Here is a 20,584-nt window from a genome sequence, read left to right as displayed (position 1 = left end):
GGTGCAGGCGCGGGATCACTGCCACTTGAGGGCGAACCACAGTTCCATCCGCACGTCCGCGTCGCTCAGGTCCGCCTCCAGGAGGGCCGCGGCGCGGGCTATGCGCTGGCGGACCGTGTTGCGGTGGATGTCCAGTGCCACCGCCGTGCGGTCCCAGCTGCCGTGCAGCGACAGCCACATCCGCAGCGTCTCGCGCACGGCCGGGGCGTCGGCCAGCGGGGCGAGCCGGGTGCGGCCCAGGGCCCGGGCCTCGGCCGGGTCGACCAGCGAGGCGACGCCGTCCGGCTCCGGGGCGTGCCGTACCACCGGCAGCCGCTCCGCGACCGCGCGGCGCAGGGCGCGGGCCGCGTCGGTGCCGCCGTGGGCCAGGCCGCCGGCGGGCACCGGCGCCCCGGCGCCCAGGGTCCAGCCGGGCTGGGCCCGGACCTCCGCGGCGCCGGGCACCAGGGCGCACAGGTCGTCCCCGTCGAGGTCGATCAGGGACGTACCCAGCCCGGCGGCGAGGGCCGCCGCGGCCAGCAGCCCGTCGTCCCCGCCTCGCCCGCGGCGCCGCCCGCGGACCACGGTCCACACGTCCGCGCCGGTCAACAGCCCGGCGACATCGGCGGGTTCGGCGCCCAGCATCAGCCGTACCAGCGCCGTGCGTTCGGCCCCGGCGTCGGCCGTCGCCCGCCCCGTCAGCAGCGCGAGCAGCACCATGGCCACCCCCACCGTGCCCTCCGTCGCGTCGCGCCGGGGCGCGCACACCCCCAGGGCGAGCGGCCGTTCGGGCCCGCCCAGGCCGTACGCGCTCAAGGACACCCCGTCCGCCGTGCCCGCGGCCGAGGCCGGGCCCGCGCGCAGCCGGGCGGCCAGCGAGGCGAGCGCCGTACGCACCTCCGCGGACGGCCGGGCCCCCGCCGCCGCCAGCTCCGCTCCGTCCGGCCCGTACAACACGGCCCACCCGCCCAGGTGCCGCGCCAGTTGGCGCAGTACGGCCGGGACCGGGTGGGGCCGCGCGGCGGCGGCCGCGAGCGACTGCTGCACCTCGGTGATCCGCCGCAGCTCCTGGTGGCGGCGCTCGGCCATGGCGTCCCATACGGCGCTCGCGACGGCCGTGAAGGTCGTCTCCCGTGGCACTTCCACCAGCGGCAGCCCATGCCGGTCGCACGCCTCGGCCAGGGCCCGCGGCACCTCCTCGTGCACCGGCGCGATGCCGAACCCGAGCGCGGTGGCGCCCGCCTCGACCGTACGGGCCACATAGCGGTCCCAGTACGCGTCCGTCGCCCGCGGACCGTGCACCCCGGCGCTGAGCAGCAGTTCACCGCCCAGCAGATACGGAACGGGGTCCTCCATCTCGCTCGTGTGCACCAGGTACACCGGCGCTTCCCCGCGCGGCCCGGCGACCTGTCGCAGCCCCAGGCCGGGGTGGTCCAGCAGGACGGCGAGGGGCACGGGCACTGTCGGCGGCATGGCCGTTTCCTCCATCCCGGGAACCACGAGTGGAGGAAACGTACACTTCCCGGCCTCCTCGGCGACACCCTAAGGTCTCGGTCACCGTCCCCCCGCTGAGGAGCCCACCATGAGCGCTGCCGACTACACGGTGATCGTCGTCTATCTCGCGGGCATGCTCGCGCTCGGCTGGTGGGGAATGCGCCGCACCACGTCCACCAGCGACTTCCTGGTCGCGGGCCGCCGCCTCGGCCCCGCCATGTACTCCGGGACGATGGCCGCGATCGTCCTCGGCGGCGCCTCCACCATCGGCGGCGTCGGCCTCGGCTACCAGTACGGGCTCTCGGGCGCCTGGATGGTCCTCACCATCGGCCTCGGCCTGCTCGCGCTGTCCGTCTTCTTCTCCGCGCGCATCGCCCGCCTCAAGGTCTACACGGTCAGCCAGATGCTGGACCTGCGCTACGGCGGCTCCTCCGGGCTGATCTCGGGCATCGTGATGTGGGCGTACACCCTCATGCTCGCGGTCACCTCGACCATCGCGTACGCCACCATCTTCGACGTGATCTTCGGTCTTGAGCGCGTCGTGGCGATCGTGCTCGGCGGGGCCATCGTGGTCTGTTACTCCACGCTCGGCGGCATGTGGTCGATCACGCTCACCGACATGGTGCAGTTCGTCGTGAAGACCATAGGCGTGCTGCTCCTGCTGCTGCCGATCGCCGTCATCAAGGCGGGCGGCTTCGCCGCGATGAAGGCCGAACTGCCGGACAGCTACTTCTCCCCCATGGGCATCGGCGCGCAGACGGTCTTCACCTATGTGCTCATCTACTCCTTCGGCATGCTCATCGGCCAGGACATCTGGCAGCGCGTCTTCACCGCCCGCGACGACAAGGTCGCCCGCATCGGCGGCACCGCGGCCGGTACGTACTGTCTGGCCTACGCGGTCGCCGGAGCGGTCATCGGAACGGCGGCCAAGGTCCTCTACCCCCACCTCGGCTCCCCCGACGACGCGTTCGCGACCATCGTCAAGGACGCCCTGCCGGTCGGGGTCAAGGGGCTGGTCCTGGCCGCCGCCCTCTCGGCGGTGATGTCGACGTCCTCCGGCGCGCTCATCGCCTGCGCCACTGTCGCGAACAACGACATCTGGGCCCGCCTCCGGGGCCGCCCCGCCGCCGCCTCGCACGACGAGGTCGCGGGCAACCGCCTCTTCATCCTCGTCATGGGCGTCACGGTCGTCGGGATCTCCATCGTGCTGAACGACGTCGTCGAGGCGCTGACCGTCGCCTACAACGTGCTGGTCGGCGGGCTGCTGGTACCGATCCTGGGCGGCCTGCTGTGGAAGCGCGGCACGGGCGCGGGAGCGCTGGCCTCGGTGGCCGTGGGCGGTCTGACGGTGATCGGGCTCATGGTCTGGAAGGGCATCCTCGCCAGCGAGCCCATCTACCTCGGCCTGCTGGCCTCGCTCGTGGTGTACGTGACGGTGAGCCTGTCGACCAAGCCGACGGACGCGGCGGTCCTGGACGCCTGGCAGCGCCGCCTGGCCGGCGACCCGCCCCCGGGCCCGGACCCGGAACCGGCCCCGGCGAACGCGTAGTCCCGACACGACCACCAGGAAGGGCCACCCCATGGGCACCGCACAGGGCGAGCGCCACGGCGGCGATCTCGTCGTCGAATCCCTCACCGCGCTCGGCGCGACCACCGTGTTCGGGCTCCCCGGACAGCACGCGCTCGGCGCCTTCGACGCCCTGCGCCGCTCCGGCCTCGACTACATAGGCCTGCGCGTGGAGAACAACGCGGGGTTCGCGGCCGACGCCTTCGCCCGCGTCACCGGCTCCGTCGCCCCGCTGCTGGTGTCCACCGGCCCCGGCGCGCTCATGACGCTGGCGGCGCTCCAGGAGTCGGCCGCCGCGTCCGCGCCGGTGCTGGGGATCGGCAGCCAGGTGCCCACCCCGGGGCTCGGCGGCGGCCGTAAGGGATACCTGCATGAACTGGTCGACCAGAAGGCGTCGTTCCGCGACATCGTCAAATCCGTCCACACGGTCCGCACGGCCTCGCAGATCCCGTCCGCCGTCGCCGCCGCCTGGACATCCGCCCTGGAGGCACCGGCGGGCCCGGTGTGGCTGGAGATACCGCAGGACGTCCTGCTCGCCCCCACCTCCGTACCGCCCGTCACCGCGCTGACCGCCACCCCGCGCCCGCTGCCACCCCGGCCGGAACTGACCGAACAGGCCGCGCGGCTGCTGAGCGCGGCGGAACGCCCCGTGATCCTCGCCGGAGGCGGGGTCGTCCGCGCGGGGGCGTGCGAGGAACTGCGCGCGCTGGCCGAGCGCCTGGACGCCCCAGTGGCCACCACGTTCGGCGGCAAGGGCGCGTTCCCCTGGGACCATCCCCTCTCCCTCCAGTCCTGGCTGGAGGACCGGCACACGACGGACCTTCTGGAGGACGCGGACGTCCTGCTCGTGGTCGGCTCGGGGCTCGGCGAACTCTCGTCCAACTACCACACGTTCCGCCCCCGCGGTCAGCTCATCCAGATCGAGGCCGACCTCGGCAAGCTGGAGTCCAACCACCCGGCCCTCGGCATCCACGCCGACGCGAAACCCGCCCTGACGGCCCTGGCCACCGCCGTACCGCCGCGCCCGGAGTCCACCGGCGCCAGGACGGCGGCCGCCCTGCTGACCCGCGTACGGGAACGGATCGCGGCGCAGGGCCTGGACCTGGAGCAGCGGGTCCTGGGTGCCGTACGGGACGCCCTGCCCGATGACGCGCCCAGCTTCTGGGACATGACGATCCTCGCGTACTGGGCCTGGTCCGCCTTCGACCCGCGCGCGGGCGCAACGCACTCCGCACAGGGCGCGGGCGGCCTCGGCTACGGGCTGCCCGCCGCCCTCGGGGCCGCCGCCGCGGACCGCACGCGGCCGGTGCTGGCGGTGTCGGGCGACGGCGGGGCGATGTACTCGATCGCCGAACTCGCCACCGCCCGCCAGTACGGCCTGCCGGTGACCTGGCTCATCGTGGACGACGGCGGCTACGGGATCCTGCGCGAGTACATGACGGACGCGTTCGGCGAGGCGACCGCCACCGAACTGGCCCGCCCGGACTTCACCGCGCTCGCCGAGTCCTTCGGCGTGCCGGCCGTACGGACGGCACCCGACCGGCTGCGCGCCGACCTGGCGGCGGCGCTGGCCGCCCCGGGCCCCTCAGTCGTCGTCCTCCCCGCCCGGCTGCGCATGTTCGCGCCCACCCACCTCGGAGAACCGCACCAGGGCTGATCGGAGGAACCCGGCCCGCGCCCGGCCGAGCCTCAGGCCGGGCCCCGGCGGGAGTCCTTACCGTGCTAGGGGGTGTCTTGCCGATCAGGCCGGATCAGCGAGCGGCGTCTGGTGCGGTAGCTCGCAAGTCGCGTGAGGAGAGCGCGGCGGCGCTGCGTGCGACGAGCGCGGCGCCGCGAGATGCCGTGCCAGGCGTCGGGAGCCCGGCATGATCGGCAAGACACCCCCTAGTGACCCATTGGCTTTGGCCTCGTTCACCCCGTCGGGGGAACGGGACGATCGCAGGTAAGGCGAGGTGCTCTGGATGGTGGCTCCGCCGGACAACGACGTGCTCCGGGCACGCGCCCTGTCATACGCCCATGACGGCTCGCCCGCTCTCGCCAGTGTCACCGTCGGCGCCCGCGAGGGCGAGATCCTGGCGGTGACCGGCCCCCGGGGCTGCGGGAAGACCACGCTCCTCAAGTGTCTGTCGGGCCAGTTCCTCCCGGCTGACGGCGAGGTGTGGTTCAACGACACCGCCGTACACTCCCTCACCCCCCTCAGCCGCGAGCGGCTGTGGCGCGACCACTTCGGCTGGATCGACACCGAACCGCAGCTGGTGCCCGAGCTGACCGGATGGGAGAACGCCGCGCTGCCGCTGATGCTGCGCGGCACCGGGCAGCGCGCCGCGAAGAGCGCGGCGTGCGAGTGGCTGGAGCGGCTCGACGTCGCGGAGTGCGCGGGGGTGCGCCCCGGCGCGCTGTTGCAGTCGCAGCGTCAGCGGATCGCGATCGCGCGGGCGCTGGCCCCCACGCCCAGTGTGCTGTTCGCCGACGAGCCCACCGCTCCGCTGCACCGCGCCGACCGCGCCCAGGTGCTGCGTACGCTCACCTCGGCGGCGCGTACCCACGGCATCACCGTCGTCCTCGCCACCCAGGACCCGGAGGTGGCCACGCTCGCCGACCGCACCGTGACCCTGCTGGACGGCCGCCTGGTGGACTCGGCGGCGTTCCCCGACGCGGAGGGCATCGCGGCGTGCTCAGCCTCCGCCTGACCCGCGGCTCCCATCCGCTGATCCTGCTGCGCCGGTCGCTGGTGGCCGTCGCGGCGGCGGGCGCGAGCTTTCTGCTGCTGTCCGCCCTGGGGTTCGCGGCGAGCCACCCGGCCGACCCCGACGGGGCGCTCGCGCGGCTGCTGTGGTGCGTCGTCCCCCTGGCCGCGACCGTGCAGCTGGCCATGGCGGTCGCCCGCGCGGATCCCAGCACCCGCCCGGGGGCGGGGTTCGCCGCGGCGGGGCTCGGCCCGGCCCGGCTGGCCCTGCTGGCGGGCACCGCGACGGCGACCGCTTGCGCGGCCGGGAGCGCGCTGGCGCTGCTGCTCTTCCTCCATCTGCGCGGCGATGTGGGCGGCTCGTGGCTGCTGTGGGCGGGCAGCGGCGCGGCGGGCCGGGCGCTCGGCGGGGACCGGCCGTTGCCGCTGGTCGGGGCGGTCACGCTGGTGGCCGTCGTGCCGGTGGTGGCGGGCGCGGCGAGCGCGGCGGGCCGGTGGCCCAGGAGGCCGGGGGCCGGGGCACCGCGGCCGTCCGTGCCGACCGTGACGACCAGCCCGCTCGCCCCGTCGCCGCACCGCGCGGCGTCCGCCCTGCCATGGGGCGTCGCGCTGATCGCGGCGGGGCTCGCGCTGGGGGCGTACGCGGGGCGCGGCGCGCATCCGTCCCCCATGCCCCTGTCCGGGCGGTTCGGCGGCAACGCACCCGAGTTGGTGGGCGGCTGGGCGCTGACGGTCGCCGGGCTGGTCCTGGCCGGGCCCGGGCTCGTCCACGGCTGCGGGCGGCTGCTGGCCCTGGGGCGGCCGCGCCCGCTGCGGCTGCTGGCGGGACGCACGCTGCAGCAGGAGGCGGGGCTGATCGGGCGGCCGGTCGGGGTGCTGTGCGCGGTCGCCGCCGGGCTGTACGGAACGCTGCGACCGCACGGAGCGGCCCACGGCCGCCCCGGCGCCCACGTGTTCGGTCCGCTCATGGACGTGGGCGTGGGGCTGGTCCTGATGTGCGCGTTCGCGACGGCGCTCACGGCGGCTCTGGAGGCGCGGAGCGCGCGGCGGCGCACCACGGCCGCGCTGCTGCGCCTCGGCGCGTCAGCCCGGCTGCTGCGGGGCGCGGCCGCGCTGCGCGGTGGGGCGCTGCTGCTCCTGCTGGCCCCGGTGGCCTGGGGCGTGGCCCAGCTGACGGTGCTGCCGTTCACCCACTCCTGACCCTTCTGACCCGGCCCTGACCCCACCGCCGTCCGGTGTGATTAGCATGACGCCGTGCAGACCAATGACGCTTCCGCGCCCACCGCACCCGACGTCGAAATAGAGTCCCTGGAGGAGTTCGACCAGGTTGTCGCCCGCGGCACCCTGGCCGGATACCGGGTCCAGTCCGTCGATCTGACGGCCCGTACGTCCGCGCTGCTGTCCACCGACACCGACCGGGCGGTCTTCCTCGGCTGTCCGATGGAACCGGAGGCCGCCGCGCGGATCCGGGCGGCGGGGGCGCTGGTCTTCCCGCCCGTGCCGGACCTGCCGTTCAATCCGTACCGCGGCACCCTCTACACCGCGGCCGAGCTGTTCGAGGGCCTGGACGACGGGGCCGACGGATACGCGGGCACGCCGGACGCGCTCTCGTACGCGTGGTTCGAGCGGACCAAGGCGGACGGCGACATCTTCTCCTCGATGCTCCGCTCGATCCACGACGACGCGGTCTCCGACGCGCTGGACGAACTGCTCACCGGCACCCGGGTGGTGGGCGTGATGGGCGGGCACGCGCTGGAGCGCGGCTCCGAGGGGTACGCGGGCGCCGCCCGGCTCGGACAGGCGCTGGCGCGGTCCGGGCTGACCGTCGCGACCGGCGGCGGTCCGGGCGCGATGGAGGCCGCCAACCTGGGCGCGTACACGGCACCGCTGCCGGACGCGGCGCTCAAGGAGGCGCTCGAACTCCTCGCCCGGACGCCCTCGTTCCGCCCGTCGGTCGGCGCATGGGCCAAGGCCGCGTTCGCGGTGCGGGAGCGGTGGCCGGACGGCGGCGCGTCGGTCGGGATACCGACCTGGTTCTACGGGCACGAGCCACCGAACGCCTTCGCCTCGCACATCGCCAAGTACTTCGCCAACGCGATCCGCGAGGACGGGCTGCTGGCCCGCTCGAACGCGGGCGTCGTCTTCCTGCCCGGCGCCGCCGGAACCCTTCAGGAGATCTTCGACAACGCCACGCCGAACTACTACGAGTCGCGCGGTGAGCCGACCCCGATGGTGCTCGTGGACCGCGACCACTGGACGCGCCGCCTCCCGGCCTGGCCGCTGCTCGAAGCGCTCGCGGAGGGGCGGTCGATGAAGGCCCGTATCGCGCTGGTGGACTCGGTGGACGAGGCCCCGGACGCGCTGGCCGCCCTGACAGGCTGAACGTTTCTACGGCGAATCGAGCACCACCACGTCCGCCGCGTCGAACGCCACCCCGACCCGGTCCCCCGCCTCCGGGGCGTCCCGCAGCGCGCAGGAGGCCTCCAGGCGGGGGCCCCCGGACGGCTGGAGGATGAGCGCCACATGGTCGCCGCGGAAGGTGCGGGCGGCGACCACGCAGGGCAGCCCGTCCGCGGGGGCGATGAGCCGCACCCCGGCCGGGCGGACCAGCAGCCGCACCGGGCCCGGCCGGGTGCCGGGCGGCACCGGCAGCTTGCCCCACACCGTGTCGGCCACGTCGCCGTGCACGGTCGCCTCCACCACGTTGTCGAAGCCGAGGAAGCGGGCGACGAACTCGTTCGCGGGGTGCTGCCACACCTCCAGCGGGGTGCCGGACTGCGCGATCCGCCCGTCCTCCATGACCACGACCCGGTCGGCGAGCGCGAAGGCCTCCCCCTGGTCGTGGGTGACGGCGAGGACCGTGGTGCCCAGCCGGGCGAACAGCTCGCGCAGTTCCACGACCAGTCGCTCCCGCAGCCCGCGGTCGAGCTGGCCCAGCGGCTCGTCCAGCATCAGCAGCCGCGGCCGCGGCGCCAGTGCGCGGGCGAGCGCGACGCGCTGCTGCTCACCGCCGGACAGCGAGTCGACCGGCCGCCGCTGCGCGCCGGGCAGTCCGACCAGCTCCAGCAGTTCGGCCACCCGGCGGTCCGCCTCCGCGCGCCCGGTGCCCCGCATCCGCAGCCCGAAGGCGACGTTGCCGCCCACGTCGCGCTGCGGGAAGAGCTGATGGTCCTGGAACATCAGCCCCACACCGCGCCGGTGGGTGGGCACACCGCTCTGGTCGCGGCCCCCGAGCCACACCCGGCCGGAAGCGGCGCGCTGGAGTCCGGCGACCACGCGCAGCAGGGTGGACTTGCCGCTGCCGCTGGGGCCCAGCACACAGACCGTCTCCTGCTCGGCGACGGCCAGGTCGACGGCGTCGAGCGCGTCGTGGCGGCCGTACCTGACCGTCACCTCGTCCAGTCGCAGCAGCGGCGGCGTCATCAGGGTCCCCCCATCTCAGAACTCCCCCGAGCGGTCGGTGCGGACGCGTTCCAGCGCCAGCAGGGAGCAGGCGCACACCAGCATCAGGATCGTGCTCAGGGCCATCGCCTGCCCGTAGTTGAGCTGTCCGGCGCGGCCCAGGAAACGCGCCACGGCCACCGGGAGGGTGGGCAGGTCGGGGCGGGCGATGAACACCGTGGCCCCGAACTCGCCGAGCGATACGGCGAACGCGAACCCCGCCGCGACCGCCAGCGCCCGCCCCACCAGCGGCAGGTCCACCTCGCGCCAGGCCCGCAGCGGGGAGGCGCCGAGCACGGCGGCGGCCTCCCGCAGCCGGTGGTCCACGGCCCGCAGGACGGGCAGCATCGTGCGGACCACGAAGGGCACGCCGACCAGGGACTGGGCGAGCGGGACGATGACCCAGGACGCGCGCAGGTCCAGCGGGGGTTCGTCGAGCGCGATGAGGAAGCCGAAGCCTACGGTGACCGCCGAGGTGCCCAGCGGCAGCATCAGCAGCGCGTCGAAACCGCGGACGAAACGCCCCGCCCTCCGGGTGAGCGCGGCGGCGGCGAGACCGCCGACGACGAGGGCGAAGAGGGTGGCGACGGCCGCGTACTGGAGGGAGTTCCCGATGGCGTCCACGGGAGCCACGAAGAAGGTGCCGCCGCTGTCGGCGGCGGACTGGAGCGCCCGGTAGTACGTGAATCCGTAGCCGTCCGGCCCGTGCAGCGAGCGCTCCACCAGCACAGCGAGCGGCAGCACGATCAGCAGCGCGACGACGGCCAGCACCCCCGCGAGCAGCCCCCACTGCGCCGGGCCCTGGGGGCGGCGCGCGGTCCGGGCGGCGTCGACGAGCCGCAGGGCGCCCTCCCGGCGCCGTACGGTCCAGGCGTGCAGGGCGAGGACGGCCGCGACCGCCGCGAACTGGACGAGGGTGAGCACCGCGGCCGTCGGCAGGTCGAGCAGCTGCGCGGTCTGCCGGTAGATGGCCACCTCCAGGGTGGCGTAGCGCGGGCCGCCGAGGATCTGGATCACCCCGAAGGAGGTGAACGTGAACAGGAAGACCATCAGCGCGGCGGCGGCCACGGCGGGGCCCAGCGCGGGCAGGGTGACCCGGCGCCAGGCGGCGAGGCGGCTCGCGCCGAGCACCCGGGCGGCCTCCTCCTGGCGCGGGTCGAGCTGCGCCCACAGCCCGCCGACGGTGCGGACGACCACCGCGTAGTTGAAGAAGACGTGGGCCAGCAGAATCGCCCAGACGCTGGTGTCCAGCCGTATCCCCCACAGCTCGTCCAGCAGCCCGCCCCGGCCGAGCAGCCCCAGGAACGCCGATCCGGCGACCACGGTCGGCAGCACGAACGGCACGGTCACCACGGCGCGCAGCAGCCCCTTGCCGGGGAAGGCGAAGCGGGCGAAGACATACGCGCCGGGCAGCGCGACCGCCAGGGTCAGCCCGGTCGAGGCGGCCGCCTGCCAGCCGGTGAACCACAGCGTGTGCAGGACGGACGGATCGCCCAGCACCTCGGGTATCCGCCCGAGCCGCCACCGGCCGTCGGCGCGCAGCCCGCGGGTGACGATCGCGGCCACCGGATACGCGAAGAAGACACCGAAGAAGGCCAGCGGGACGGCCATCAGGGCGAACCGCAGGGCGGCGCCGCGACCGTTCCGCCCCCCGCCCTTCTCACGGTTCTCGCGCTTCTCGGGCTTCTCGGGCTTCTCGCGGGGCGCTACAGAACGAGCGAGGACCATGCCTTGACCCAGGGCTCACGGTTCTTGGCGATCTTCCGCGGGGGCAGCGTGGCCGGGTCGGCGACCTTGGCCCCGTACCGGGTGAAGATCTCCGGCAGCTTCGCGTCCTCGCGCACCGGATTGACGTACATGTTCAGCGGTACGTCCTCCTGGAAGCGCTTGGTCAGCAGGAAGTCCAGCAGCGCCTTGCCCCCCTTGGTGTTGCCCGCGCCCTTCAGCAGCCCGGCGAACTCCGTCTGCCGGAAGCAGGTGCCCTCCGCCACCCCGGTGGGGGCCTTCGCGGGCTTCGACTTCGCGTCGGCCACCTCGGCGGGCGGGCTGGAGGCGTACGAGACGACGAGCGGCTTGTCGCCCTTGGCGCCGCCCGCCGAGCCGGAGAAGCGGTCGTTGTAGGCCTGCTCCCAGCCGTCGACCACCTCGACGCCGTTGGCCCGCAGCTTCTTCCAGTAGTCCCGCCAGCCGTGGTCGCCGTAGCGGGCGGCGGTGCCGAGCAGGAAGGCGAGGCCGGGGGACGAGGTGGCGGCGTTCTCGGTGACCAGGAGGTTCTTGTACGCGGGCTTGGTCAGATCGGCGAACGTCTTCGGCGGCGCGAGCTTCTCGCGCTCGAAGTACGCGCGGTCGTAGTTGACGCAGATGTCGCCGTAGTCGACCGGGGTGACACGGTGCTTCGCCTGGTCGAGCTGATGCGCGGCCGGGACCTTGTCCAGGCCCTTCGCCTCGTACGGCGTGAACAGGTCATTGTCCAGCGCGCGGGAGAGGAGGGTGTTGTCGACGCCGAAGAACACATCGCCCTGCGGATGGCCCTTGGACAGGATCGCCTGGTTGACGGCCGCCCCCGCGTCGCCCCCGGCCTGTACCCGCACCTTGTAGCCGGTGGTGCGGGTGAACTCCTTGAGGACCGCCTTGGACGCCGCGAACGAATCGTGCGAGACCAGGGTGACGGTCTTGGAGTCCTTGCCCTCCGCCCCGCCCCCGCCGCAGCCGCTGAGGACGCCGGTGCCGAGGGAACCGACGAGGGCGGCGGTGATCGCACGCCGAAGATGGCTGTTCATCGTGAGGCTGACTCCCTACGCCGGTATGACCCGGATCAGGTTGGAGGGTCTGCGGCCGTGCCGCACTCTCAGCGCGTTTCGCGCTCCCCTGTCGGAATGTTCGGTTGTCCGTCGCTACGGGATGGTTGTACGACGGTTGTGCGAAGGCACCGTATCAGCCGGTGGTCAGCGCTCCGTGGCCGCCAACTGGCCGCACGCCCCGTCGATCTCCTGCCCCCGGGTGTCCCGGACGGTCACCGGCACCCCGTGCCGCTCCAGGGCCGCCACGAACGCCCTCTCGTCCTCCGGCCGGGACGCCGTCCACTTGGAGCCAGGCGTCGGGTTGAGCGGGATGAGGTTGACGTGCACCCGGTGGCCCTTGAGGAGCCGACCGAGCAGATCGGCGCGCCAGGCCTGGTCGTTGATGTCCTTGATCAGGGCGTACTCGATGGAGATCCGGCGGCCGGACTTCTCCGCGTACTCCCACGCCGCGTCCAGGACCTCGCGCACCTTCCAGCGGGTGTTGACCGGGACGAGGGTGTCGCGCAGCTCGTCGTCGGGCGCGTGGAGGGAGACCGCGAGGCGGCACTTGAAGCCCTCGTCGGCGAACCGCAGCATCGCCGGGACCAGTCCCACGGTCGAGACGGTGATGCCGCGCTGGGACAGACCGAGGCCGTCCGGCTCGGGGTCGGTGAGCCTGCGGATGGCACCGATGACCCGGTTGTAGTTGGCCAGCGGCTCGCCCATGCCCATGAAGACGATGTTGGACAGCCGCGCCGGGCCGCCGGGGATCTCCCCGTCCCGCAGCGCCCGCATGCCGTCGACGATCTGGTGCACGATCTCGGCGGTCGACAGGTTGCGGTCCAGACCCGCCTGGCCGGTGGCGCAGAACGGGCAGTTCATGCCGCAGCCCGCCTGGGAGCTGATGCACATGGTGACCCGGTCCGGGTAGCGCATCAGCACGGACTCGACGAGCGTGCCGTCGAAGAGCCGCCACAGGGTCTTGCGGGTGGTGTCGTCGTCGCAGCTGATGTGCCGCACCACGCTCATCAGGTCCGGCAGCAGCCCGGTCGCCAGCTTCTCGCGCGCGGCGGCCGGGATGTCGGTCCACTGTGCGGGGTCGTCGGTGTAGCGGGCGAAGTAGTGACGCGACACCTGCCCGGCCCGGAAGGGCTTCTCCCCGAGCGCGGCGACGGCCTCGCGGCGCTCGGCGGGGCTGAGGTCGGCGAGATGCCGCGGGGGCTTCTTGGCCCCACGCGGCACGGCGAAAGTGAGTTCTCCGGGCTTAGGCATGGCCGTACCAGTGTCGCAGACATGCGGAAGGCCCCGCGCCACGGGCGGCACGGGGCCCTGAACAGCCTTGTTCGCTACGTACGGCTCAGCCGCCGCCCACGAAGATCACCAGCAGCAGCCACACCACGGGCGCGGTGGGCAGCAGCGAGTCGAGCCGGTCCATGATCCCGCCGTGGCCGGGCAGCAGCTTGCCCATGTCCTTGATGCCGAGGTCACGCTTGATCATGGACTCGCCGAGGTCCCCCAGGGTCGCGCTGACCGCGACGGCGAGGCCGAGCAGCAGCCCCTGCCACCACACGCCGCCCTCGATGAGGTACTGCATGCACAGCGCCCCCGCGACCATCGCGAACGCCACCGCGCCCATCAGTCCCTCGCGGGTCTTGCCGGGGCTGATGCGGGGCGCGAGCGGATGCTTGCCGAAGCGCCAGCCGACCGCGTACGCGCCGGTGTCGCTCACCACGGTCAGCAGCAGGAAGGTCAGCACCCGCTGCGCGCCGTCGGGCGCGGCCAGTATGAGCGCCACGAAGGTGGCGAGGAACGGCACGTAGAAGGCGGCGAAGACGCCCGCCGTGACGTCCCTGAGGTAGTTGTCGGGTGGCTCGGTCATCCGCCACACGAGCACGGCGAGCGCCGTGAGCGACACCGCCACCCAGGCGCCCTGCGCCCCGCGCACATAGCCCGCGACGACCATGGCGACGCCGCCGACTGCGAGCGGCACCAGGGGAACCCGGATGTCCTTCCGCTCGGCCAGCCGGGAGGTCAGCTCCCACAGCCCGACGACCACGGCGACCGCTATCACGCCGATGAACACGGGCTTGTAGATGAAGAGCGACGCGATGATGATCACGCCGAGGCCGACGCCCACCCCTATCGCGGCGCGCAGATCGCGGCCCGCGCTCTTCTTCTTCGTGCCCTGACCGCCGCCGCTGCCGGGCGCGCTCCCGGCGGACTCGGGGCCGGGGCCGGGGGGCGTCGGCGGCTGCCCGGCGGGCGGCTGCCGGGGGCCGGGCCGCGGCTCGCGCTCATCGCGGAACAAGGGGCCGCCCGGCCGGGCGGCCCCCCGGTCACGGCCGGCGGCGTCGCCGGGATCGCCGCCTGCGTGCGGCACGGTGGGCATGGGGCGAGTCTGCGCCGCTTCGGCCACGTCGTGCGCGGGACCCGCCGAAGAAGGGGGCACCTCCCAGCCGTAGCCGGGGGAGGTGCCCTGATCAGTCGGTCCCCAGAGTCCGGCGCGTGGTGGGGCCCCCCAGGAAGAGTCGTTCATCAGACCTCGAGCAGCTCGGCTTCCTTGTGCTTGAGCAGCTCATCCACCTGCGCGACGTACTTCGCGGTGAGGTCGTCGAGCTCCTTCTCGGCACGGCGGCCCTCGTCCTCGCCGACCTCGCCGTCCTTGATCAGCTTGTCGATCGACTCCTTGGCCTTGCGCCGGATGCTGCGGATCGAGATCTTCGCGTCCTCGCCCTTGCCCTTGGCGACCTTGATGAACTCCTTGCGGCGCTGCTCGGTCAGCTCGGGGAACACCACTCGGATGATGTTGCCGTCGTTGCTGGGGTTGACCCCCAGGTCCGAGTCGCGGATCGCCTGCTCGATGTTGCGCAGCGCGCTCTTGTCGAACGGCGTGATCACAGCCATGCGCGGCTCGGGCACCGAGAACGACGCGAGCTGGTTGATCGGCGTCAGCGCACCGTAGTAGTCCGCCACGATCTTGTTGAACATCGCCGGGTGCGCACGCCCGGTGCGGATCGCGGCGAAGTCCTCCTTGGCGACCACAACGGCCTTCTCCATCTTCTCCTCGGCCTCGAGGAGGATTTCTTCGATCACCACTTGCTCCTGGTGTTATCCGTAAGCAGAGCCTCGCCCCTGCGTGCGTCTTCTCCTGCACGGTGTCCGACCGGCAGGCCGTTGTCCATCCCCCGAACGAGCCGTCAGGCGCGTACGTCCCGGTCGCTCACGAGCGTGCCGATCTTCTCACCCTTCACCGCGCGCGCGATATTTCCTTCGGCGGTCAGCTCGAAAACCAGGATCGGCAGCTTGTTGTCCCGGCAGAGGGTGATCGCGGTGGCGTCGGCGACCTTGAGGTCCCGGGTGATCACCTCGCTGTACTCCAGCGCGTCGAACTTGACGGCGTCCGGGTTCCGCTTGGGGTCGGAGTCATAGACCCCGTCGACCCCGTTCTTGCCCATGAGCAGCGCCTCGGCGTCGATCTCTAGGGCACGCTGGGCGGCGGTGGTGTCCGTGGAGAAGTACGGCATGCCCATGCCCGCGCCGAAGATCACGACGCGTCCCTTCTCCAGGTGGCGCACCGCGCGCAGCGGGATGTACGGCTCCGCGACCTGGCCCATGGTGATGGCGGTCTGGACGCGGGAGTCGATGCCCTCCTTCTCCAGGAAGTCCTGGAGAGCGAGGCAGTTCATGACGGTGCCGAGCATGCCCATGTAGTCCGAGCGCGCCCGGTCCATGCCGCGCTGCTGCAGCTCGGCCCCGCGGAAGAAGTTGCCACCGCCGATCACGATGGCGATCTCCGCGCCGTCCCGCACCACGGCGGCGACCTCGCGGGCGATGGCGTGCACGACATCGGGGTCGACCCCGAGTCCCCCGCCCCCGGCGAACGCCTCGCCGGACAGCTTCAGCAGGAAACGGCCGTGTCGTACGGGGCCGTCCGCGTTCTTGTCGGCGGCCTGTGTGGCGTCCGCGCCGTGATTCATTGGAGATCTCCTCGTGCACATACGAAGAAGGCCACTGCCGGGTCCTGGTACGACCTCTGCGGCAATGGCCTCCTCGTCACATCTGCGGCCGACCGGTTGACGGTTGGCTGCCTACGACCCTATCGGTGTCGCCGGTGTTTCGCTGCTCGGCTCAGACGCCGACGCGGAAACGGGCGAAACGGGTCAGGGAGACGCCGGCCTCGTCCAGGACCTTCTGGACGCTCTTCTTGTTGTCCTTGGCGAACGCCTGGTCCACCAGGACGTTCTCCTTGAAGAAGCCGGTGACGCGACCCTCGATGATCTTCGGCAGGGCGGCCTCGGGCTTGCCCTCCTCGCGGGCGGTGGCCTCGGCGACGCGACGCTCGTTCTCGACCGTCTCGGCCGCGATCTCGTCACGGCTCAGGAACTTCGGCGCGAACGCGGCGACGTGCTGCGCGATGTCCTTGGCGACCTCGGCGTTCTCCTTGTCCAGCTCGACCAGGACGCCGACCTGCGGCGGCAGGTCCGGGCTGGTGCGGTGCATGTACGCGGCGACGTAGCCGCCGGAGAACTGCGCGAAACGGTCGAGGACGATCTTCTCACCGAGAGTGGCGTTGGCCTCGTCCACGAACGCCTGGACGGTCTTGCCGGCCTCGATCTCGGAGGCGAGCAGGGCCTCCAGGTCGGCCGGGACGGTCTTGGCGACGTGGGCGGCGATGGCGTCGGCGACGGCGATGAACTTGTCGCCCTTGGCCACGAAGTCGGTCTCGCACTTCAGCTCGACCAGCACGCCGGAGGTCTTGTCGTCGGCGATGAGGGAGACAACGGCACCGTTCTCGGCGCTGCGGCTCTCGCGCTTGGCCACGCCCTTCTGGCCCTTGACGCGGAGGATCTCGACGGCCTTGTCGACGCTGCCCTCGGCCTCGTCCAGCGCCTTCTTGCAGTCCATCATGCCGGCGCCGGTGAGCTCGCGGAGCTTCTTGACGTCAGCGGCGGTGAAGTTCGCCATGATCTGTGAATCTCTTCTCGAAAGTCGAAAGCTCTACGGGTGAACGACGGGGGCGGTGCCACCGCACCGACCCCCGCCGTTGTACACCGTCTGCGTAGGTCAGGCCTGCTCGGCGTCCGCGGCCGGGGCCTCGGCGGGCTTCGCGTCCTCGACCGGCTTCGCGTCCTCGGCCGGCGTCTCGGCGACAGCCTCGGCGGGCTTCTCCTCGGCGGCCTCGGCCGGCTTGGCCTCGGGCTCGTCGGCCTTCTTCTCACCCTCGAGCAGGTCGCGCTCCCACTCGGCCAGCGGCTCGGCCGCGCCCTTGTCGGCCTTCTCGTCGCCGGTGGCGACGCCGGAGCGGGCGATGAGGCCCTCGGCGACCGCGTCGGCGATCACGCGGGTGAGCAGCGTGACGGAACGGATCGCGTCGTCGTTGCCCGGGATCTTGTAGTCGACCTCGTCGGGGTCGCAGTTGGTGTCGAGGATCGCGACCACCGGGATGCGGAGCTTGCGCGCCTCACCGACGGCGATGTGCTCCTTCTTGGTGTCCACGATCCAGACGGCGCTCGGCACCTTCTGCATCTCGCGGATACCGCCGAGGGTCTTCTCCAGCTTGGCCTTCTCGCGGGAGAGAACCAGCAGCTCCTTCTTGGTGAGGCCGGAGGCGGCCACATCCTCGAAGTCGATCTGCTCGAGCTCCTTGAGGCGCTGCAGGCGCTTGTAGACAGTCGAGAAGTTGGTCAGCATGCCGCCCAGCCAGCGCTGGTTGACATACGGCATACCGACGCGGGTCGCCTGCTCGGCGATCGCCTCCTGCGCCTGCTTCTTCGTGCCGACGAACATGATGGAGCCGCCGTGGGCGACGGTCTCCTTGACGAACTCGTAGGCGCGGTCGATGTACGACAGCGACTGGAGCAGGTCGATGATGTAGATGCCGTTGCGCTCGGTGAAGATGAAGCGCTTCATCTTCGGGTTCCAGCGGCGGGTCTGGTGCCCGAAGTGGACGCCGCTCTCCAGCAGCTCCCGCATCGTGACGACGGCCATGGCCGTACTCCTTGAGGTACTCGGTTCCACGGCGGCCGGGCGGCCGCCGCGCCTGACGCCCCGGCGCGCCTGCCACGAACGAGGGCCCTGGTAGGGGGCTCGTCCGAGGACCGAGGGGCGCGGCCGCCGTGCTGCCGAAACGTGCTCGGGGCGTCGGCGGCGGGGCGTGCGAAGTCGATCCGGTGACCCGGATCGCCATAAGAAGTGTACGGGACCCGTGCGGTGCCGGGTGACGGCGATATCCACAACCCGTGGGTAGTCCCCACTTCGCGTCCATGATCCACCAGATGCGGCGATGGGCGTCACCGTGGGTGACATGCGACGGCTTGGTGCGGTGTGGGCTCTTGCCCTGTGCGTTCTGGTGTTCGTGGTGCGGGCCCCGGCCGCGGTGGCGGCCCCGGGATCCGAGGGCCGGTCATGGCCGGTGGCGGGCCCGGCGGGGACGGCGCGGCCGGCGGTGCTGAGGGCGTGGCGGCCGCCGCCCGCGCCGTGGGCGGCGGGCCACCGCGGGGTCGACCTGGCGGCGCGGGCGGGGCAGCGGGTGCGGGCGGCGGCCTCGGGGCGGGTGAGCTTCGCGGGGCCGGTCGCGGGGCGCGGGGTGCTCACCATCGAACTGCCCGGGACCGGCGACCCTCCGCTGCGGACGTCCTACGAACCGGTACGGGCCACGGTCGCCAGGGGCGCGCGGGTGGCCGCGGGGCAGGTGGTCGGGGTGGTGGAGGCGGGCCCGTTCCACTGCGCGGCGGGGTGCCTGCACTGGGGGCTGCGGCGCGGGGACCGCTATCTGGATCCGCTGTCGCTGCTGCCGCCGTCGATACTGAGGGGCGGCCCGTCCCGGCTGCTGCCGGTCTTCGGCGTCCCGGCCGCCGGGGAGTCCGCGACGGCGCCACCGCCGCGGACCGCCGGTTCGCGCCCGCTTCTGGCGACCGCCTCCCCCACCGGACCGTGGGACCTGGCCCCGGCCACGGCGCTGGCGGCCGCGGCCGCCTACGCCGGGCGCCGCCTGCGCGGCCAGGTCCGCTCGGCGCGCGGCGGGACCTCGGAGGTCAGCCGCGCACGCCGTTCAGGGCCATGGCGACCGCCGCCTCCGTGATGCGCTCGGGGTCCTCGGCGGCTCCCAGCTCGGTGCGGCGGACCGCGGCGTCCACGACGCCCTGCAGCAGCACCGCGGCCAGCCGGGGCTGCTGATGGCCGAGGGCTCCGAGGGCGTCGACCACCATGCCGATCAGCCCGCCGTGGGCGGCGCGGATCTTCTCGCGCGCACCCGCGTCCAGCTCACCGGCCGAGATCGCCACCACCGCGCGGTGGCGGCGGTCGCCGACGAGGGCGAGCTGTCGGCGCACATACGCCTCGACCTTCGCCTCGGGCGTACCGGCCTCCTCCATGGCGGCCTCGACCTCGGCGGCCCAGACCGGGAAGTCGACGGTGCACAACTCCTCGACCACGGCCGCGCGGGAACGGAAGTACTCATAGACGGACGAGCGGGCGAGGCCCGTGCGCTCGGCGAGTGCGGGGAAGGTCAACGCCTCCGTACCGCCCTCGGACAGCAAGGAGCGGGCGGCCTCCAGCAGGGCGCCGCGCTGCATCGTCCGGTGCTCGGCCACTGAGGCCGCTCGAATCCTGGGCACGCCACCACTGTACGGAGACGTCACGTTCACGTCACGGCGGCGGCGATCCCGGCGGGACGATTCAGCGTCCGACGTCGGCGAGTTTCGCGCGCAGCTGGAGCACGGACTTGGTGTGGATCTGGCTGACCCGGCTCTCGGTGACCCCGAGGACCTGGCCGATCTCGGCCAGGGTGAGCCCCTCGTAGTAGTAGAGCGTGACCACGGTCTTCTCCCGCTCCGGAAGGGTGTTGATGGCGCGGGCGAGCAGTCGGCGCAGCTCCCGGTCCTCGGCCACCTCGACCGGGTTGTCCGCGGCGGTGTCCTCCAGGGTGTCCATGAGGCTGAGCCGGTCGCCACCCTCGCCGCCGACGTGCAGCAGCTCCTCCAGGGCGACCACGTTGGCCAGCGACAACTGACTGAAGACCCCGTGCAGTTCGTCGACGCTGATGTCCATCTCGGAAGCGACCTCGGCCTCGCTGGGGGTGCGGCGCAGCGCCGCCTCCAGCGTGGCGTACGCCCGCTCGACCGCCCTGGCCTTCTGGCGGACCGAGCGCGGGATCCAGTCCAGCGCCCGCAGTTCGTCGATCATCGCACCGCGGATGCGGGTGATGGCGTAGGTCTCGAACTTGATGGCGCGCTCGGGGTCGAACTTCTCGATGGCGTCGATGAGTCCGAAGACACCGGACGAGACGAAGTCGGCCTGCTCGACGTTGGAGGGCAGCCCGACGCTGACCCGCCCGGCCACGTATTTCACCAGTGGCGAGTAGTGCAGGATCAGCTGCTCCCGTAGCCGCCCGTCGCCCGTGGCTTTGTACGACCGCCACAGCTCGTCGAGCGAGGACGGTGCCGCGGGGCGCACCGCGCCGCGGGCAGCGGGCGGCGCCGCGCGGTCAGACCCGGAGATGTGCTGGGGCATTCGTCGCCTTGAGCCGTTCTGCCATGACATGAGTGAGGTCGTACGCTTCCACCGGAAACCTTGTGAGCGTAGCGTGACTGCGGCGTCGCGGTATGCGAAGGGCGTCGACTCGGCGGTCTGCGGATA

18 protein-coding genes and 1 riboswitch are annotated in these 20,584 nt (G+C 72.7%); of the genes, 6 read left to right on the top strand and 12 right to left on the bottom strand.

Annotated elements, in window-relative coordinates; genetic code table 11:
- Nucleotides 1-15: 15 nt before the first annotated feature.
- Nucleotides 16-1,452 carry a PucR family transcriptional regulator ligand-binding domain-containing protein gene (locus ACZ6CL_RS04595; RefSeq protein ID WP_468930985.1) on the bottom strand — a complete coding sequence of 479 codons (1,437 nt, stop codon included), beginning with the start codon at nt 1,450-1,452 and terminating at the stop codon, nt 16-18.
- 109 nt (nt 1,453-1,561) lie between these two features.
- Here ACZ6CL_RS04595 and ACZ6CL_RS04590 point away from each other — a divergent pair, with 109 nt between their 5' ends.
- The 5 genes from ACZ6CL_RS04590 (at nt 1,562) to ACZ6CL_RS04570 (ending at nt 8,108) form a co-directional block, all read left to right on the top strand.
- Complete coding sequence (locus ACZ6CL_RS04590) at nt 1,562-3,022, top strand: sodium:solute symporter family protein (RefSeq protein ID WP_468930983.1); 1,461 nt, start codon at nt 1,562-1,564, stop codon at nt 3,020-3,022.
- Nucleotides 3,023-3,053: 31 nt separating this feature from the next.
- Nucleotides 3,054-4,697, top strand: coding sequence for a thiamine pyrophosphate-binding protein (locus tag ACZ6CL_RS04585; protein ID WP_468930980.1), 1,644 nt, complete (start codon nt 3,054-3,056; stop codon nt 4,695-4,697).
- A 304-nt stretch (nt 4,698-5,001) separates the two neighbouring features.
- A complete protein-coding gene (locus ACZ6CL_RS04580) occupies nt 5,002-5,730 on the top strand; it encodes an ABC transporter ATP-binding protein (protein ID WP_468930978.1) in 729 nt (242 codons plus the stop codon).
- Nucleotides 5,712-6,926 carry a hypothetical protein gene (locus ACZ6CL_RS04575; protein ID WP_468930976.1) on the top strand — a complete coding sequence of 405 codons (1,215 nt, stop codon included), beginning with the start codon at nt 5,712-5,714 and terminating at the stop codon, nt 6,924-6,926. The genes ACZ6CL_RS04580 and ACZ6CL_RS04575 overlap by 19 nt, the downstream gene beginning before the upstream one ends.
- A 54-nt stretch (nt 6,927-6,980) precedes the next feature.
- Complete coding sequence (locus ACZ6CL_RS04570) at nt 6,981-8,108, top strand: LOG family protein (protein ID WP_468930973.1); 1,128 nt, start codon at nt 6,981-6,983, stop codon at nt 8,106-8,108.
- Nucleotides 8,109-8,114: 6 nt separating this feature from the next.
- Here the strand turns inward: ACZ6CL_RS04570 and ACZ6CL_RS04565 are convergent, their stop codons facing one another.
- The 9 genes from ACZ6CL_RS04565 to rpsB form a co-directional block, all read right to left on the bottom strand.
- Complete coding sequence (locus tag ACZ6CL_RS04565) at nt 8,115-9,149, bottom strand: ABC transporter ATP-binding protein (protein WP_468930971.1); 1,035 nt, start codon at nt 9,147-9,149, stop codon at nt 8,115-8,117.
- 15 nt (nt 9,150-9,164) lie between these two features.
- A complete protein-coding gene (locus ACZ6CL_RS04560; RefSeq protein ID WP_468931290.1) occupies nt 9,165-10,778 on the bottom strand; it encodes an ABC transporter permease in 1,614 nt (537 codons plus the stop codon).
- A gap of 95 nt (nt 10,779-10,873) precedes the next feature.
- A complete protein-coding gene (locus ACZ6CL_RS04555; protein WP_468930968.1) occupies nt 10,874-11,947 on the bottom strand; it encodes a thiamine ABC transporter substrate-binding protein in 1,074 nt (357 codons plus the stop codon).
- Nucleotides 11,943-12,047: riboswitch (TPP riboswitch) on the bottom strand. (Overlaps the previous gene by 5 nt.)
- 65 nt (nt 12,048-12,112) lie before the next feature.
- Entirely contained in the window at nt 12,113-13,219 is a 1,107-nt protein-coding gene (gene rlmN / locus ACZ6CL_RS04550) for a dual-specificity RNA methyltransferase RlmN (RefSeq protein WP_468930965.1), read from the bottom strand.
- 85 nt (nt 13,220-13,304) lie between these two features.
- Complete coding sequence (locus ACZ6CL_RS04545) at nt 13,305-14,483, bottom strand: phosphatidate cytidylyltransferase (protein WP_468930963.1); 1,179 nt, start codon at nt 14,481-14,483, stop codon at nt 13,305-13,307.
- A complete protein-coding gene (gene frr / locus ACZ6CL_RS04540) occupies nt 14,483-15,040 on the bottom strand; it encodes a ribosome recycling factor (RefSeq protein ID WP_009714720.1) in 558 nt (185 codons plus the stop codon). The genes ACZ6CL_RS04545 and frr overlap by 1 nt, the downstream gene beginning before the upstream one ends.
- A gap of 104 nt (nt 15,041-15,144) precedes the next feature.
- Complete coding sequence (gene pyrH / locus ACZ6CL_RS04535; RefSeq protein WP_468930961.1) at nt 15,145-15,924, bottom strand: UMP kinase; 780 nt, start codon at nt 15,922-15,924, stop codon at nt 15,145-15,147.
- Between the two features lie 151 nt (nt 15,925-16,075).
- Nucleotides 16,076-16,912 carry a translation elongation factor Ts gene (gene tsf, locus ACZ6CL_RS04530; RefSeq protein ID WP_468930959.1) on the bottom strand — a complete coding sequence of 279 codons (837 nt, stop codon included), beginning with the start codon at nt 16,910-16,912 and terminating at the stop codon, nt 16,076-16,078.
- 99 nt (nt 16,913-17,011) lie between these two features.
- On the bottom strand, nt 17,012-17,935 hold the full coding sequence (rpsB, locus tag ACZ6CL_RS04525) for a 30S ribosomal protein S2 (RefSeq protein WP_468930958.1): 924 nt from the start codon (nt 17,933-17,935) through the stop codon (nt 17,012-17,014).
- Nucleotides 17,936-18,251: 316 nt separating this feature from the next.
- Between rpsB and ACZ6CL_RS04520 the strand changes: the two genes are divergently transcribed.
- On the top strand, nt 18,252-19,028 hold the full coding sequence (locus ACZ6CL_RS04520; protein ID WP_468930956.1) for a peptidoglycan DD-metalloendopeptidase family protein: 777 nt from the start codon (nt 18,252-18,254) through the stop codon (nt 19,026-19,028).
- On the opposite strand, the gene ACZ6CL_RS04515 is transcribed toward ACZ6CL_RS04520, so the two are convergent.
- On the bottom strand, nt 18,982-19,521 hold the full coding sequence (locus ACZ6CL_RS04515; protein WP_468931287.1) for a TetR/AcrR family transcriptional regulator: 540 nt from the start codon (nt 19,519-19,521) through the stop codon (nt 18,982-18,984). The two genes, ACZ6CL_RS04520 and ACZ6CL_RS04515, sit on opposite strands and share 47 nt — an antisense overlap.
- 103 nt (nt 19,522-19,624) lie before the next feature.
- The gene (gene whiG / locus ACZ6CL_RS04510) at nt 19,625-20,458 is read right to left on the bottom strand and encodes an RNA polymerase sigma factor WhiG (RefSeq protein WP_468930955.1); all 834 of its coding nucleotides are present in this window, start codon (nt 20,456-20,458) and stop codon (nt 19,625-19,627) included.
- Nucleotides 20,459-20,584: the final 126 nt, after the last annotated feature.

It is taken from the genome of Streptomyces sp. NPDC041200 (genome assembly GCF_055591805.1).
The sequence above is the reverse complement of the archived record's forward strand: the minus strand, read 5'-3'. Positions and strand labels throughout refer to the sequence as shown.